16 protein-coding genes and 1 pseudogene are annotated in these 14,995 nt (G+C 59.7%); 9 read left to right on the top strand and 8 right to left on the bottom strand.

Annotated elements, in window-relative coordinates; translation table 11 throughout:
- The coding region (locus tag L9Z73_RS12965) for a winged helix-turn-helix domain-containing protein (protein ID WP_247401553.1) at window positions 1–280 on the top strand (280 nt) is incomplete at its 5' end.
- Between the two features lie 163 nt (window positions 281–443).
- On the opposite strand, the gene L9Z73_RS12960 is transcribed toward L9Z73_RS12965, so the two are convergent.
- Complete coding sequence (locus L9Z73_RS12960; protein ID WP_177033360.1) at window positions 444–1,481, bottom strand: patatin-like phospholipase family protein; 1,038 nt, start codon at window positions 1,479–1,481, stop codon at window positions 444–446.
- A gap of 217 nt (window positions 1,482–1,698) precedes the next feature.
- Here L9Z73_RS12960 and L9Z73_RS12955 point away from each other — a divergent pair, with 217 nt between their 5' ends.
- The 3 genes from L9Z73_RS12955 to L9Z73_RS12945 all read left to right on the top strand — a co-directional run bounded on the left by L9Z73_RS12955 (window position 1,699) and on the right by L9Z73_RS12945 (window position 3,710).
- On the top strand, window positions 1,699–1,977 hold the full coding sequence (locus tag L9Z73_RS12955) for a hypothetical protein (RefSeq protein ID WP_177033358.1): 279 nt from the start codon (window positions 1,699–1,701) through the stop codon (window positions 1,975–1,977).
- Window positions 1,978–2,060: 83 nt separating this feature from the next.
- A complete protein-coding gene (locus tag L9Z73_RS12950; RefSeq protein WP_247401550.1) occupies window positions 2,061–2,822 on the top strand; it encodes a CHAD domain-containing protein in 762 nt (253 codons plus the stop codon).
- 90 nt (window positions 2,823–2,912) lie between these two features.
- Window positions 2,913–3,710, top strand: a complete 798-nt coding sequence (locus tag L9Z73_RS12945) for an acyl-CoA thioesterase (RefSeq protein ID WP_247401546.1) — start codon at window positions 2,913–2,915, stop codon at window positions 3,708–3,710.
- A 3-nt stretch (window positions 3,711–3,713) separates the two neighbouring features.
- Here L9Z73_RS12945 and L9Z73_RS12940 read toward each other — a convergent pair whose 3' ends face one another.
- The 3 genes from L9Z73_RS12940 to L9Z73_RS12930 all read right to left on the bottom strand — a co-directional run bounded on the left by L9Z73_RS12940 (window position 3,714) and on the right by L9Z73_RS12930 (window position 6,570).
- Window positions 3,714–4,076, bottom strand: coding sequence for an Mpo1-like protein (locus tag L9Z73_RS12940; RefSeq protein WP_247401543.1), 363 nt, complete (start codon window positions 4,074–4,076; stop codon window positions 3,714–3,716).
- Window positions 4,077–4,185: 109 nt separating this feature from the next.
- On the bottom strand, window positions 4,186–5,667 hold the full coding sequence (locus L9Z73_RS12935; protein WP_247401540.1) for a methyl-accepting chemotaxis protein: 1,482 nt from the start codon (window positions 5,665–5,667) through the stop codon (window positions 4,186–4,188).
- Window positions 5,668–5,763: 96 nt separating this feature from the next.
- Window positions 5,764–6,570, bottom strand: a complete 807-nt coding sequence (locus L9Z73_RS12930) for a TatD family hydrolase (protein ID WP_247401537.1) — start codon at window positions 6,568–6,570, stop codon at window positions 5,764–5,766.
- A 236-nt stretch (window positions 6,571–6,806) separates the two neighbouring features.
- Here L9Z73_RS12930 and L9Z73_RS12925 point away from each other — a divergent pair, with 236 nt between their 5' ends.
- From L9Z73_RS12925 to L9Z73_RS12915, 3 genes are all read left to right on the top strand, one after another.
- Entirely contained in the window at window positions 6,807–8,234 is a 1,428-nt protein-coding gene (locus L9Z73_RS12925; protein ID WP_247401536.1) for a transglycosylase SLT domain-containing protein, read from the top strand.
- 103 nt (window positions 8,235–8,337) lie between these two features.
- Entirely contained in the window at window positions 8,338–8,772 is a 435-nt protein-coding gene (locus tag L9Z73_RS12920) for a DoxX family protein (protein ID WP_177033344.1), read from the top strand.
- A 260-nt stretch (window positions 8,773–9,032) separates the two neighbouring features.
- A complete protein-coding gene (locus L9Z73_RS12915; protein WP_177033342.1) occupies window positions 9,033–9,341 on the top strand; it encodes a class I SAM-dependent methyltransferase in 309 nt (102 codons plus the stop codon).
- A 4-nt stretch (window positions 9,342–9,345) separates the two neighbouring features.
- Here L9Z73_RS12915 and L9Z73_RS12910 read toward each other — a convergent pair whose 3' ends face one another.
- The 3 genes from L9Z73_RS12910 to L9Z73_RS12900 are packed head-to-tail and all read right to left on the bottom strand — an operon-like array spanning window position 9,346 to window position 12,701.
- On the bottom strand, window positions 9,346–11,037 hold the full coding sequence (locus L9Z73_RS12910) for a Gldg family protein (protein WP_247401527.1): 1,692 nt from the start codon (window positions 11,035–11,037) through the stop codon (window positions 9,346–9,348).
- Window positions 11,038–11,052: 15 nt separating this feature from the next.
- On the bottom strand, window positions 11,053–11,778 hold the full coding sequence (locus L9Z73_RS12905) for an ABC-2 transporter permease (protein WP_247401526.1): 726 nt from the start codon (window positions 11,776–11,778) through the stop codon (window positions 11,053–11,055).
- Complete coding sequence (locus L9Z73_RS12900) at window positions 11,775–12,701, bottom strand: ABC transporter ATP-binding protein (RefSeq protein WP_247401525.1); 927 nt, start codon at window positions 12,699–12,701, stop codon at window positions 11,775–11,777. The genes L9Z73_RS12905 and L9Z73_RS12900 overlap by 4 nt, the downstream gene beginning before the upstream one ends.
- Before the next feature lie 257 nt (window positions 12,702–12,958).
- Here L9Z73_RS12900 and L9Z73_RS12895 point away from each other — a divergent pair, with 257 nt between their 5' ends.
- Both L9Z73_RS12895 and greB read left to right on the top strand, forming a co-directional pair.
- Window positions 12,959–14,122 (top strand): hypothetical protein, encoded by a 1,164-nt coding sequence (locus L9Z73_RS12895; protein WP_247401522.1) that lies wholly within the window; start codon window positions 12,959–12,961, stop codon window positions 14,120–14,122.
- A gap of 125 nt (window positions 14,123–14,247) precedes the next feature.
- A complete protein-coding gene (gene greB / locus L9Z73_RS12890) occupies window positions 14,248–14,721 on the top strand; it encodes a transcription elongation factor GreB (protein ID WP_247401518.1) in 474 nt (157 codons plus the stop codon).
- A 44-nt stretch (window positions 14,722–14,765) separates the two neighbouring features.
- Here the strand turns inward: greB and L9Z73_RS12885 are convergent.
- Window positions 14,766–14,995 (bottom strand): annotated as a pseudogene (locus L9Z73_RS12885) (ABC transporter permease); the annotation flags it as partial.

Here is a 14,995-nt window from a genome sequence, read left to right as displayed (position 1 = left end):
GACAGTGGACCTGGCCTACCGCCGGGTGCTGCTGGACGGCGTCGAAGTGGCGCTGACCCGCAAGGAGTACGCGGTGCTGGCGCAACTGGCGCGTCATCCGGGGCGGGTGATTACCCAGCAGCAATTGCTCAAGGATATCTGGGGGCCGACCCATACCGAGGACAGCCACTACCTGCGCATCGTGGTGGGCCACCTGCGCCAGAAGCTGGCGGATGATCCGACTCAGCCGCGGTTTATCGTGACCGAGGCGGGGGTGGGGTATCGGTTGTTGGGGGCTTAATGCCTGATGGATTTTCGTTGGCTGTCAGGGCCTCATCGGGGGCAAGTCGAATCGTCGCACCGCCCCTCCCACATTTTGAAATGTGTTCACAAATCAAAGTGTGGGAGGGGCGGTGCGACGATTCGGCTTGCCCCCGATAGGGCCCTCAGCCACACCGCCAATCTCAGTGCTGCTCACTTTCATACCGATCCAACGTATCACTGGCAATCTCGCGCCCCAGGGCGATCAATTCCGGTGCCTTGTAGAACTCGAAAAACCGGCATACCCGCTTCGGCACGTTGATCAGGACGTCCGGCGGGTAGCCGGCGATCTTGTACTGCGCCAGCGATGTCTGCATCACCTCGAAGCTCTGGTTGATCAGGTCCAGCAACGATGCCGGGCCGACGTTATCGATGATGAACGAACCGGTCGCTGACTTCGGCGCCCCGGCGGTTTCCGGTGCGGCGGCGGGTTGCTGGGCTTCGGGTTCGGCCGACTCCAGCCACGGGTTGATCTCGGCCGCGTGGGCCTGCAAGGCTTCCTGTTCGAGCTTCATCAACTGCTCGGCCTGTTTGCGGCGAAACGGCAAGTGCGAACCCAGCGACTTCGCCAAGCTGTTGAAGCGGCTCTTGAACGCCGGCGGACGCTGGATCACCGGCAAGTGATAGTGCTTCTGGTTGGTCGCGTTGAGGTTGACCGCAATGATCAAGTCGCAATGGCTCGACACCACCGGCACGATCGGCAGCGGGTTGAGCAGGCCGCCGTCCACCAGCATGCGGTTGCCTTGCATCACCGGGGTGAACAGGCTCGGAATCGCCGCCGAGGCGCGCATGGCCTGGTGCAGGCAGCCTTCCTGGAACCAGATTTCCTGCTGGTTGGTGAGGTCGGTGGCCACGGCGGTGTAGGGGATGCGCAGCTCTTCGATGTTGATTTCGCCGACGATCTTGCGGATCTGCCCGAAGACCTTCTCGCCGCGAATCGCACCCAGGCGAAAGCTCACATCGACCAGGCGTAATACGTCGAGGTAATCCAGGCTTTCGATCCAGTTCCGATACTCGTCGAGTTTACCGGCGGCGTAGATTCCGCCCACCACCGCGCCCATGGAACAGCCGGCGATACAGGCGATGTCGTAGCCGCGCCGTTCGATTTCCTCGATCACCCCGATATGGGCGTAGCCCCTAGCTCCACCGGAGCCCAGCACCAAGGCAACACGCTTCTTCATGGTCGATGTCCTTCGTTAAGCAGGCGCCCACAATGCACCCAATGAGGGGGCGGCTTCAATCTTCGCGCAACCGCGCAATATTTTTCCAGAATAACGGCCGCGCTCGGGTATGCTCTGGCAATAGGCGCTTCTGATTTCAGGTAGTGGACAAGGCACTTTTCTTTGTAGGCAACGTCTACAGAATCCGACTGTTTTTCTTTATTTTGAGGTGTCATCGATGAAAGCCTGGATGTGTGTGCCTGTGATCATGTTGGCTCTGGCCGGTTGTGCCGGGAAAAGCGCCTATCGCGACAGCTGCGGCAGCCAACTGGACGCCGCGTGGAAAGAACTGGACTTGGCCAAGGCCGAAGGCTTTGCCGGTACCGTGAGCTACTCCAAGGCCTTGTCCCTGCTGACCGGCGCCAAGACCCAGCAGCAATTCGAAGCCTTTGAAGGCTGTGCCAACAAAGCCGAAAAGGCGCGTTTCTATATTCGTGAGTCTCGCGCCGGCCGCTGATTCGTAGCCGTTGCCGAGTGCAATGAGGCTGCGTCACAGGTCTTGAGTGATGCAGGGATTATTCGTCGTCAGTGGAGTAAAGCATGTCAGCTTTGGTAGATCAGTTAGTCGCTCAGGTCATCGGCCTGGAAGTTGGGTTACTGAGCTGCCAGGCTCGGCTCGCCGCCGTCACCGACGATGAGGCCCTGCATGATTTGCGCACCACCGTGCGGCGCCTGCGCAGCCTTTTGCGGCCTTTGCGCGGGTTGCCGGGCGTCGAACAACTCGAATTGGCCGCCCGCACCGTCGGCCAATTGACCACGCCGTTGCGTGATCGTGAAGTGCTGGCCGCGTATCTGCTCCAGCATGGTCACCCTGCCGCCGCCGACCGTCGCCTGCGTCTGCAACCCGATGCCTATCGCCACGTCGCGCAGGGCCCGGAATTGGCCCACCTGCTGCAAATCCTCGATGCATTCCCGCGTTTTATCCGTGCGTCGCAACACCAGAAATTGCTCAAGGGCCTGCGCCTGCGTATCGACAAGCGCCTGGTCAAGCAATGGCGCAAACTCGATGACGCCCTGCAGGACCCAAGCCACGATCGCCATCGTCTGCGTTTGTTGATCAAGCGCGTGCGCTACGCCGCCGAAGCCTACCCCGAGCTGGACAAACTCCCGGCCAAGGCCATGTCGCGCTTGAAAGAAGCCCAAGGCGCCCTGGGCGATTGGCATGATTGCTGGCAGTGGCTGGTCCAGGCTGAACATCAAGCCGATCTGCAGCCGTGTGTCACGGTATGGCGTCGCACCATGGCCCAGGCCGAAGGCGAGGCGGATCGGGTGCTGGACAAACTCAGCGAGGATTGTTTCTGAACCGGTCCGGTTTTTGGCCGGAATAGGCGCTGTACCTGGCGGGCACGCTGGTTAAGATCGCACCTCTGGTCTTTTTGATGTGAGGTCGCCATGCGCTTTAGTGATTTGCTCGACGCCGCCCGTAGCCACCCGCAGGCGGTCATCATCCCCGCCGAATGGGCACAGGGCCGCGCGAGCTTTGGTGGCCTGGTGGCCGCATTGCAATACGAGGCGCTGCGTGCCCAAGTCCCCGCCGACCGGCCTTTGCGCTCGTTGGCAATCACCTTCGTCGGCCCGGTAGCACCGGGTGTGCCCGCCAGTTACCAAGTCGAAGTGTTGCGCGAAGGCAAGGCCGTCAGTCAATTGCTTGGCCGGGTGGTGCAGAACGGCGAAGTGGCGACCCTGGTCCAGGCCAGTTTCGGTGCCTCCCGTGAGTCGCAAGTCGTGGTGGCGAGCGAACCGCCGCCGACCTTCAAACACTGGGAGGAATGCCAGGAGCTGCCTTACATCCAGGGCGTCACCCCGGAGTTCATGCGGCACCTGGCGATGCGCTGGAGTGTCGGCGGCTTGCCGTTTACCGGCAACACCTCCCGCGACATGGGCGGTTGGGTGCGGTTGCGCGGCGATGTGAAAGAAGAGCCGCTGACCGAGTCGCACATCCTCGCCCTGGTGGATGCCTGGCCGCCGGCCGTGCTGCCGCACCTTAGAAAGCCCGCGCCGGGCAGCACCCTGACCTGGACCATCGAGTTTATCCAGCCGCTGCAAGACCTGAGCACACTTGACTGGTGCCAGTACCACGTCACCATCGAACACGCCCGCGACGGCTACGGCCATGCCGCCGCCGCGCTATGGAGCCCGGCCGGCGAGTTGATCGCCATCAGCCGCCAGACCGTGGTGGTCTTCGCCTGACCCTCAGTGCTGGTGGCGCTTACGCCAGGCGCGCCACCAGCCGCCGCTCAACACAAAGCGCGGGAAGGTCACGAACTGCTCGACCACCAGGCGTTGGACGGCATCTTTGCGATCACTGAAGGGTTCACTGGCCTGGGCTTCCAGGTTGTGGCCATGCCGCTGCAGCGCAAGGCCGGCCAGGATACCGACAACGCCCACGGCCAAACTGGCCAGGCTCAGGCTGAACACTCCGGAAACGATCAACAGAAACCCGATGATAAACAGCGGCACCGCGATCATGTGCAACGCCAGGTTGGTCGGGTGCTGGTGGTTTTGCGGGTACTGACGCCATTGCCAGGCGGGGAGATTGGGATGACGTTTGCCCATGATGGTGAATCCTCTGTCCGTTGAAACAACTTGAACAGAGTTTAGGTCGGGTAGGCTGGCGCGGCGAATCAAGGCTGGCTATGGGGGCCATAGCCTCGCCTTGTATTGCTTATAGCTTCAACTGCCCGATCGCTTTGCTCAGCTCCCCGGCCAACGTGGCCAGTTCATTGCTGGTGGTTGCCGAATCGACAGTTTGTTGCACGGTGTTTTCGGTCACATCACGAATACTCACGACCGCGCGGTTCATCTCTTCGGCGACATGGCTCTGTTGCTCGGCGGCGACGGCGATCTGGGTGTTGCTTTCGCGCATCTGCGCCACGGCGCCGGTGATTTCGGCCAGTGCGGCGCCGGCTTCCTGGGCTTGTTGCACGCAGTCGTCGGCCTTGAACGAGCTTTCCTGCATGAAGTCCACCGCGTCGCGGGTGCCGGCTTGCAGCGCCGAGACCATGTGGGTGATTTCGTCGGTGGAGGTTTGCACGCGCTTGGCCAGGTTGCGCACTTCGTCGGCGACCACCGCGAAACCGCGACCCATTTCCCCGGCGCGGGCGGCTTCGATGGCGGCGTTAAGCGCGAGCAGGTTGGTCTGTTCGGCGATGCTGTGGATCACGCTGACCACGCTGTTGATTTTCTGGCTGTCTTCGGCGAGTTTCTGGATCATTTCGGCGGTCTGTTGCACGCCGCTGGACAGCCCGGCAATCGAGCGTTGCACCCGGTCTACCACTTCGCGGCCGCTGCCGGCCAGGGTGTCGGCGGTCTGGGACAGATCGCGAGTGGCGCCGGCGTGCTGGGCAATGTGGTGGACGGTGGCCGTCATCTCGTTGATGGCAGTGGCGGCCTGGTCGGTTTCGCTTTGCTGGCCGAGCATGCCGTGCTGCACCTCGTTCATGCTGCTGGCCAGCCGTGCGGCGCCTTCATCCAACTGCTTGGCGGTGCGGGCCACGGTGTTGACCACCCGCTGGTAGCCGGCTTGCATGGCGTTGAACGCGCTGGCCATCTGGCCGACTTCATCTTTGCAGGCCAGTGGGACACGCGCCGACAGGTCGCCGGTTTTCTCGACATGCAGCATCACGTCCTTGAGGGTGTTGAGTTGGCTGAGCAGGAAGCGGATCAGCAACTGCGACGCGCAGAGCATTGCCAGCATCAGGATCAGCACCGCTACGGCGTAGTGGGTGAAGCGTTCACTGAACACCTGGCTCAGGCTTGGCGCGTAAGCGAGCACTGCGATCTGTTGCCCGTCTGCGCGGGCGACCACTTCAGCGCCCATCAACGGGTTTTCGCCGAACAATGGCAGGTGATTGAGTTCGACCCAGCCGCTGGCACTGCTCAGGTCTGACAGATCTAGATCGGCCAACTGTGGGACTTGACCACGGGCAAACGTCAGCCAAGCCTCACCCTTGGGCAGCGACTTGTCGGTCGGCCAGGCGCTGAGCAAGCGCGCCTGAGCTTGTGCCGAGGTCTGGGACGCCTGGCTGCGCGACTGCTGTTCGAGATGCACGGCGTATAACACCAACAGCAGCGTGGTGATAAAAGCGACCGCATTGACGGCCCAGAATTTGTACTTCAGCGAGATATTGCTAAGCCAGGCACCCATGGAAGGTTTTCTCTGATCGCGGAAACAGCATTGGCAAGGTGCCATTATTGTGCCGTTACTCAGAAAAGTCACTTTGATATGGGTCAATGCGTCGCATCAAACCACGGTGGGCAGCCCGAAAAAGGCGCGGGCGCAGGCGGTGCTGTGCTGGGCCAGGTCTTCCGGGCTTTCGTTGCGGTGCAGGGCAACTTCGCGCAGCACCTCCGGCAGGTAGGCCGGTTCGTTGCGGCCGTTTTTCGGCTTGGGCCGCAGGGTGCGCGGCAGCAGGTAAGGCGCATCGCTTTCCAGCATCAGGCGGCCCTGAGGAATTTCCCTGACCAGCGGATGCAGGTGCGTCCCACGGCGCTCGTCGCAGATCCAGCCGGTGATGCCGATATGCAAGTCAAGGTCGAGGTAGCTGAACAGCGCCTGCTGCTCGCCCGTGAAGCAATGCACCACGGCGGCGGACAAGTGATCGCGGTAATCCTTGAGGATCTCCAACAGGCGCTGGTTGGCGTCGCGTTCGTGGAGAAATACCGGCAGTTTCAGCTCGACGGCCAGGGCCAGGTGTTCTTCGAGGACTTTTTCCTGCTGCGGGCGCGGGGAAAAATCGCGGTTGAAATCCAGCCCGCATTCGCCCACTGCGCGCACGCGGCTGTCGTTGAGCAAACTGCGTAAGCGTTGGGCGCTGTCGCCGTTCCAGTCGCTGGCGGAGTGGGGGTGGATGCCGGCGGTGCAGAACAGCCGTTGGCCGCTTTCATCGAGTTTTTCGCACAATTGCAGGGCCTGTTCGCTGCCGTCGACACGGGTGCCGGTGAGCACCAATTGTTGCACGCCAGCGGCATAGGCGCGCTCGAGAACGGCCTGGTGCTTCTCGTCGAAACTTGGGTTTGTCAGGTTGACGCCGATATCAATGAGTTGCATGGTGCTATCTCCGCCTGCGGCCGGAAAGCATATCAGAGCTGTAGATTTATAAGAAAAACCAAGAACTACAACGAGTTATAGCTGTCTTTGAACGTCGCAAGCGACATTGTGGTGGGCCTGTTGCCTGCCCTGGTGCCGCCGTTGCGTACTTTGTCAGCGCATAAAGCGCTCTGTTTCTGACCTCCAGCCCCTCGTTTTTCGCGAAGGTGCTGGCCAGTATTCTTTCCGGAGAGCGGATGATCCGACCCTCGGCGTTACTTATGTTGTGCCTGACGTTATTGCTGCCCATGGCGGCGGTCGCGCGGCTGGACGGGCCGCTGGAAGTGACCAAGCCGAGCAAGGTCCGCGACCTGGCCGAGATTCGCTCCAGTCGTACCCTGCGCGTACTGGTCAACCAGAGCCGCAACAGTTCCGGTGAAATTCAGGGTCAGGCCATTGGTGTCGAATACCATCGCCTGCGTGCGTTCGAGCAATACCTCAACGACCAAGCCCGCGATGGCCAGAACATCAATCTCAAGATCATCCCCAAGGCCAAGGGGCAACTGCTCGGCGCGCTGGCGCGTGGCGAAGGCGACTTGGTGGCTCCCGGAGAATTGCTGGAAGTAAAGGCCGCGCACAAGATCAGCGCGAGCGACCCGATCGCCAGTGGCGTGCCGTTATGGCTGGTGGGGGTCAAGGGGGAGCGGCGGTTTACCAAGTTGGAGCAGCTATCCGGGCGCACCCTGACGCTGACCACTGGCAGCGCGGCGGCGGATTCGATCAACCAGGTCAACCAGAAGCTGGCCCTGCACAAGCAGCCGCCGATCAAGGTGGAGTGGGTCGACCCGAGCCTGGCGGTGGAGGATGTGCTGGAGATGGTCCAGGCCGGCATCTTTCACCTGACCATCGTCGAGAAGCCCATCGCTGAACGTTGGTCGAAGATCCTGCCCAAGCTGCGCTTCGACAAACAGGTGGCGATCAATGAGCCGGGCGAGGAGTACTGGTTCGTGCGGCAGGACGCCGCGATGCTGCGGGCAAGTATTGATCGTTTCCTCAAGACCTACCGCACGCCTTCCGACCAGGACGTGGCGTTTCAGCGCATTTATCGACGCCTTTACCAAGTGCGCAACCCACTGGCCCGCATCGACCGTCAGCGCCTCGAGAAACTGCGTCCGGTCCTGCAAAAACATGCGCGCGAGCAAGGCATGGATTGGTTGAACCTCGCTGCGCTGGCCTTCAAAGAGTCCGCCCTCGACCCAGGTACGCGCAGCAGCGGTGGCCCCACCGGCCTGATGCAGATCACACCTTCGGCGGCGCAGCGGGTGGGGGTGAACAATATCGAGAATCTCGACAGCAATGTGCAGGCGAGCGCGCGTTACCTGTCGATGATCCGCCGCAAGTTTTTCGCCAGCCCCAAGCTCAACGAGCGCGAGCGCATGGCTTTCGTGCTGGCGGCCTACAACATGGGGCCGGAACGCGTGCAAGGCATGCGTACCGAAGCCAAGCGCCGTGGGCTTAACCCCAATCAGTGGTTCTTCCAGGTCGAGCGCATTGCCATGGAGCAGGTGGGGATGAGCGCCGTCAGCTATGTGAATAGCGTCAATAAGTACTACCTGGCGTTTGATCGGGAACGGGACTCCCTGGAGCCGCCGGCGTTGGAGCCGAAAATCGCTTCGCGCAAGTGATCGATTTTATAGATATTTATCAGGCAATTTTTCGGCTTTTATCATTGTATAAACTGATTAATATAGCGGCCAACCAACCCCTACTTTGAAAAGGATTATCACCATGAGCCCACTGATCAAAAGCATCCTGTCCACCCGCGCCGGCTATGGCCTGACCGTTCTGCGCATTGTTGTCGGTATCATCTTCGCCGCCCACGGTTCGCAAAAACTCTTTGGCTGGTTTGGCGGCTACGGCCTGGCGGGCACCGCGCAGTGGATGGAAAGCATTGGCCTGGCGCCGGGCACCTTGATGGCCTTGTTGTCGGGCGGTACCGAGTTCTTCGCCGGCCTGGCCCTGATCATCGGTCTGCTGGCGCGCCCTGCGGCATTGGGCCTGACTATTCTGTCGCTGGTGGCGATCTTCTCGGTGCATATCCATAACGGTCTGTTCATGGCGAACAACGGTTATGAGTTCGCCCTGGCCTTGCTCGGCGGCTCCCTGGCCGTCCTGTTCGAAGGTGCTGGCAAACTGTCTGCCGACCGCGCCATCGCCAACTGATCGCCCTGTAACCCCTGGAGAAGGCCCGCCATGCGCGGGCCTTTTCGTTGCGCGGGATTCTTGACACCGCCCCATCGGCTTCTCTAGGATGTTGGTTATGCGCCGATTTAAACAGCTAATTGCGGGGCGCCACTGGGACTCGATGCAGCCCGACAGAAGCCAGCTCTGACTGAAGACGCAGGCTTCGAAATACCGCTAAAGCGCTGGTTCGGTGTTGCCTCTCACCTGCCCGCAGACTTTTGAGGCAGAGACACGACACGATGAATGCACCACACCCCCTCATACGCCTGGCCCCGATCACTGCGGACCTGAATCAACGCAATCCAAGAATTCTCCTCGGCGGCAAGCACCAGCCGACGCTGTTGCGTTACCTGGATGGTTGGCCGCGGCGTGGCGGGCGGCCTTCGGCGTTCCTGATCCAGTTTGTCGAGGATGGCGATTCTCTGGCGCGCTTTGCCAGCAACAGCTTTGACCTTGCGGTGATCCAGGCGCCCAGCGCCAGAGATGCGGCCGAGGTGATCCATCAACTGACGCGCATTGCCCGGCAAGGCTTGATCGCGCGGCGCTGAGCCCTCAATAAAACGCCGACGGCGGCACCGGACAACGACGGCGACGCCATTGAAATAGCCCCCAGGCAATCAGGCCCAGCAGTGCCGGCAACGGCACAATCACCAGCAGTTGTATGTTGCGTTCCAGGCGCTGCACCGGCGCGTAAAGGACGTTTTTCAGCGCATGCAGTTCCATCGGTAAACGCAGGCGTTCCTTGTTGAGCGCTTGCAACTGGGTGTTGGTATCGACCGCCTCGGTGCCCAGGGTCGTGCCCTCAGGGTTAAGGCGCTGCCATTCCTTTTCCGTTTGTGCCAGGCGCTGCTCCAGATCGGCGGCCTGATCTTGGTAGGCGCGCTCGGCAGCCTCGCGGCGCTTCTCCAGCAGGTTCAATGAGTGGCCCGCCACTGCACGCGGGCGAATATTCGCAAGGGCCTGCGGTGCTGCGAGGTTATCCAGAGCGTTCACTACAAACAGTTTGTTAGCGTTTTGCGCGGAACCGCTGGGTGGTTCGCTCAACATATCCGTATCGGCAACCACTACCACGTGGATCTGCGTCGCCTTCTGCAGCCCCGACGGCTGCCCGCCAAATCCGTCGGCAAACGCTGAATAGGCTGGCCCTTCGAGTCGGGCAGCGATCACATGGCGCTCGCCACGCGTGGGGAACGCGCTGTCCACGGCGCCGGAATCGAGCAGTAACGACTGTCTGGAGCTGCGCAGCAGTGGCGTGAAGGTGGCTCGGCTTTTATCCAGGGAGAACAGGGCGCCGCTGTTCGACACGGTCACCGTGTCCAGCTTCCAGGTGCTGACATCATGGGTATTCATCGCTTGGCGTGGCAGGGTGAATGTGGCCGGTTGATGTTCCGATGGGGCATAGGTGCGGTCGACCAGCACCTTGTTGCTCGGCATGCTGACCCCCCAGCCGGCGAGCAACCCGTCTAGCCTGGTGGCCGAGGCTGTTGCCTTTGAGTCGCCTTTGCCGAGGGGGTCGATAAACATCAGCAGTTTGCCGCCGTTCAGGACGAACTGGTCAACCGCGTACAGCGTTTTCTCCGGCAGCTCGCGGGGGTTTATGAGCATCAGGGTTTTGATCCGCGAGGGGACATGATCTGCAGTCGGCTCCAACTCCAGTAGGTCGAAATGTCGGTGCAATTCCAGCACCAACGGTTCGATGGGCGCTTCTGCCGGTAACCCTGATAACAGCCCAATGACCGCGGGCTCCGGATGCTGTAACTGGGTGATCAGGTGGCTGATTTCATACTCCAGCAGCGGCTCGTTCTCTGGGTCGAACGATTGGATGCGTTGGGCGGCTTGGCCCTCCCGAGTGCCGATAAGACCGAAGAACCCCGGTTGATCGCGTAGTCCATATAATCCTGCTTTGTAGGCATCCTCTGAAAAGGGAGCGGGATCGATAATGTGCAAATTGATCCTGCCGTTTGCTGCGTGTTCGAACGCTCTCAGTTTTTCTTCAACGCGTTTGGCATAGTGTTTCAGGATGCTGCTTTTTTGTGCCGGTAGGCTTGAATTGAAGTAGTAGAAGTCCAGTGGGCTTTCCAGTGTGGTGAGTAAGTGCACTACCTCGGGTGACAATGTGTTGGTTTTTTGTTGAGAAAAATCCTGGCGTAGATCGGGAAGTTTGACTGCCCATACCAGGTTGAATGCGAGGAACAAAAGCAGTATGACGCTAAGTGTCATGCCGGTGCGCAATGGATATCGCATCGAGAGTGTTCCTTCTCAGCTGTTCTTGTAGTTGAGGATAGCGGTCGTCGCAGCAAGAAAAGCAATGATCATGCTGATGAAATACGCGCAGTCTTGAAAGGTAAGTGTCCCGTGGTCAATCAGGCCAAAACGCAGGAGCGGGCTGAGAGACGTCAAACTATCGATGATCCAGATGGGCGCTTGACGCTCAAGTGCATCCAACACCGAAGACACGCCGCTGGCCAATAACAGCAGGCTCAGCGTCAATATGAAAATGGTCAGGCGTTGGCGGGTCAGTGCGCAAATAAAAACACCGACCGAGAGATAGCTCCCGGCTAATAACCAACTGGCCAGAAATTGTGAGGCAATGACCGCGTTGTCCGCAGTGCCCAGCAAGTTGACAACCGTCACGATGGGAAATGTCAGCAATAATGCCAGGCCCGCCACGACCCAGGCGGCGAGGAATTTGCCAATAACCAGTTCCGCAGGCCTGACAGGCAGGGTTTTCATGAAATCGCCAAAGCCTGTCTCGTTCTCATCCGCCCAAAGTTGAGTCGACAGCGCAGGGATCAGTAACAGGTACAACCAAGGATGCCATTGAAAAAAGCCCTGCAAGTCGCTGCTGCTTCGCTCCAGCAATGGGCTTGTGTGCAACCCCAGTAAGGCGGACAGCACCAGAAATACTGCAATGCTCAGGTAGGTGGCAGGTGCCGATAGATAGCTGGCAAGCTGGCGTTTGAAAACAGGTGGCAGCAGGTTCAATGGGATGCCTCCTGGCTCAGGTGGTGAACGACATCGTTCAGGCGGCCTGGCTCCAGATTCAGTGAGTGTATTTCCCAGCGCCGGTTGGCAATCAATGCGCAGATGGCGGGGTAGATGGAGTGTCCCGGCATGGCGAGAACGGTCACCGTGCCTGGACCGTGCCGGTCTTCTTCGATACCTGCCACGCCGGGCAGCACGGCGAGTGCCAACAAATCCAGGGCCGACTTCGCCGCCAGGGTGACCGCCCGGAAGTGCCGGGAGCTGCGCTGTAGCTCGGGCATTGGGGTGTCCGCCAGCAGGCGACCGCCGCCAATGACCAGGGCCCGGGTGCAGACGCCGGCCAGTGCTTCGCAATCGCGTGAGGCAACGATAATCGTCATCTCGTCGGCCAATGACTGGATAAGCGTGCTGATCTTCTCTTGCTGATGGGGCGCCAAGCCCTCGCCGGGTTCGTCCAGCAGTAGCACGTCGGGGTCGTGCAGCAGGGCTTGGGCAAATGCGACTTTGCGTTTCAGGCCCGGCGGAAGTGTGTTGATCGGGTAACCGAGGACTGGCCAGAGTTCGAGTCGGCTGGCGGCGCGATCCACCCGCCTGCGCTTCTCCGCGCCCTGGAATCCACGAACGGTAGCGATGAAACTGAGCAAGTTCTTGACTGACAGGGTCGGGTGGTTGACGCCGGATTCGGGTTGATAGCCTATTGCCTTGCGTGCGTGATACCCGTGGGTTTGTGTATCCAGCCCCAAAATCCGCACCTGCCCCGAGGAGGGCTGGGTGGCGCCGGCGATCATTTTCAAAAGTGTAGTTTTACCTGCCCCCTCCAATCCAAATAACCCAAGGCACTCTTGGCGTTTGGCAGAAAATGAGACATCGCTGATTACACTCTTTTTGTTCAAGTATTTTGTGAGGTTGCTTATCTCGATCATTATGCTTTTCTATTCGGTGGGTAAGGCAAGAAGAATGAAGAGGCAAGCGCCTTTATTGAGTGATACAGGGCTCGGGTTTAAAAATGGTACGTTCAATGCATCGTGCTTGGAAGCACTGAAGTATATTAATAAGAGAAGTCCTACGTTCAGTCGATTAGCGCGCTGAAACAATCGTTGAGTGATAAATGCATGTTGATGGTCGGATGTTTATCTGATGTTTATATACGCTTTGCTTGTTGTCATGAGGCCCGATTACTATGATGCTTCTACGTACCCTAGTTCTTGAACGCTCGGGTGAAGATACGCCGGTCAACGGCGCTCTGCTCTGTGGTTTTGCTATACCCCAGATCGCGTCAAACTTTCTTGTGTACAGTCTGGATGAAGAAATAGAACCGGGTAGTTCCCGGGTATATGTCGCAGCATTACGTAGGAAAGTTGAACGGTACTTCTTGGGCGGGGTGGATGCTCAGGAAGATCTGCAAGTTGCGATGCGGGTATTTAAACAAATACTGACCCTGGCGGCGTCCGGTACCAAATCGGGCAGTATAGGTGACGGCCAGGTTCCTTATCATTTTGTCGACTTGAAAGGCTGCAAGTTGCCGCCCGCCAGGCCCGAAGATCATCATTCAATGAACATCAAGAAAGCCTTGGTGATGAAGGTGATTACCTTGGGTACGTCTGCCCCTGCGTCAGAGGCTATTGAAAGTCCCACGCTGATTGTCCCGTCCATTCGTTTTTCTTCCCGAATGGTCTCGGCTCCCAAAGTGACGAAGGAGCCTGAAAAGGTCTTGCCCGTGATGATCCAGGGGCCGGCTCAACCTCCGCGGCAGGCGCCAGAGGTCTTGGCGCCAAATGAATCGCTGGCCGTTGTGGTTGCACCCAGTGCGCCGCCGGCATTGAGCGAACAGGCGGAGCAAAATTCGCTGTTCGAGGTGGATAGCACCTTGACCAACCTCGCGCGTGTCGCCCAGGAACTGACCCAGCAAAAACTCGCGATGCAAAAACGCGAAGAGGTGCTTGAGCAGCGCCAGGTTCAACTGCAGCAAGGGCTGGAGGAGCTTGAGCAAAAACGCCAGGAGCTGACCCGTCGGATGGCGCAGGAGGAGGGCGCCCTGCAGTTGCAGGCTCAGGCGCTGGAAGGGCGTGAGGCACAGTTGGCAAATGCCTTGGGTGCGCAGCAGCAAGGGCAGCGCCAAATGGATGAACGCGCCCGCGTCCTGGAGGAGCGGGTCACTCAAGTCGAGGTGCAAGAGTTACGGGCGCGCCAGAAGGGCGAGACGTTGGCGGCGCTGCTCGTGCAGTTACCTGGGTTGCGCCAGAATGTGCATGCCGTCCTCTTTGAACTCGACCAGGCGTTGGACGGCCTGGCGAGAAATGAGCCGCTGCAACCCAGCAGCGATCCTGGTGCAATCCACTTGTGATGCGAGGCGTCAGTGGGTCTGGCTACTTTCCCCCGTTCATTTATCATCACCCTCTGTTCGTCGACGCCGGGCCTTCAAGCTGCGGCGTATTGGAATCAATGGACATTGCCTGGGGATGCACGCGTTTGAGTACCAAGCTGATTACCAAAGAAGGTCATGAAGCGCTGAAGAAGGAGTTGGATTACCTGTGGCGCGAAAAGCGTCCGGACACCACGCGCAAGGTGACGTGGGCCGCCTCCCTGGGGGATCGTAGCGAGAACGCGGACTACCAGTACAACAAGAAGCTACTGCGTGAGATTGATCGGCGGGTACGCTACCTGCGCAAGCGTCTGGAAGACATGCGCGTGGTGGAGTACATGCCCGAGCAGGAGGGGCAGGTATTTTTCGGTGCCTGGGTCGATATTGAAAACGAGCAGGGCGAGACCAAGCGTTTTCGTATCGTCGGCTATGACGAGATCTATGAGCGGATGGACTACATCTCCATCGACTCACCGATGGCACGGGCGCTGTTGCGCAAGCAAGTCGACGACGAGGCTATCGTGCAGACACCGAACGGCGAGGTGTGCTGGTGGATCACCGGTATCGAGTATGTGAAATAGGCAATCATGGCCCGCAGGCTTTGAAGCTGCGGGCCATCATCCTTTCAACCTTCGCGCAATACCGTCAGCGGGCTGGCATTCAGCGCGCGGCGCGTCCCGAATACCCCGGCACCGCCGATCAGCACCGCACCGATCACCGGCAGCAGTAGCAACCACACGTGCGGGTGCCAGGCCAGGTCAAAGGCATAGCGGTACAGCACCCATGTCACCAGCTCGGTGCCCAGCGCCGCGAGCAAACCGCTGACCGCGCCCAGCAGGCCGAACTCGATGCGTC

It is taken from the genome of Pseudomonas emilianonis (genome assembly GCF_023072625.1).
GTDB lineage: Bacteria > Pseudomonadota > Gammaproteobacteria > Pseudomonadales > Pseudomonadaceae > Aquipseudomonas > Aquipseudomonas paraveronii.
This window is presented reverse-complemented; position numbering and strand designations above follow the sequence as displayed.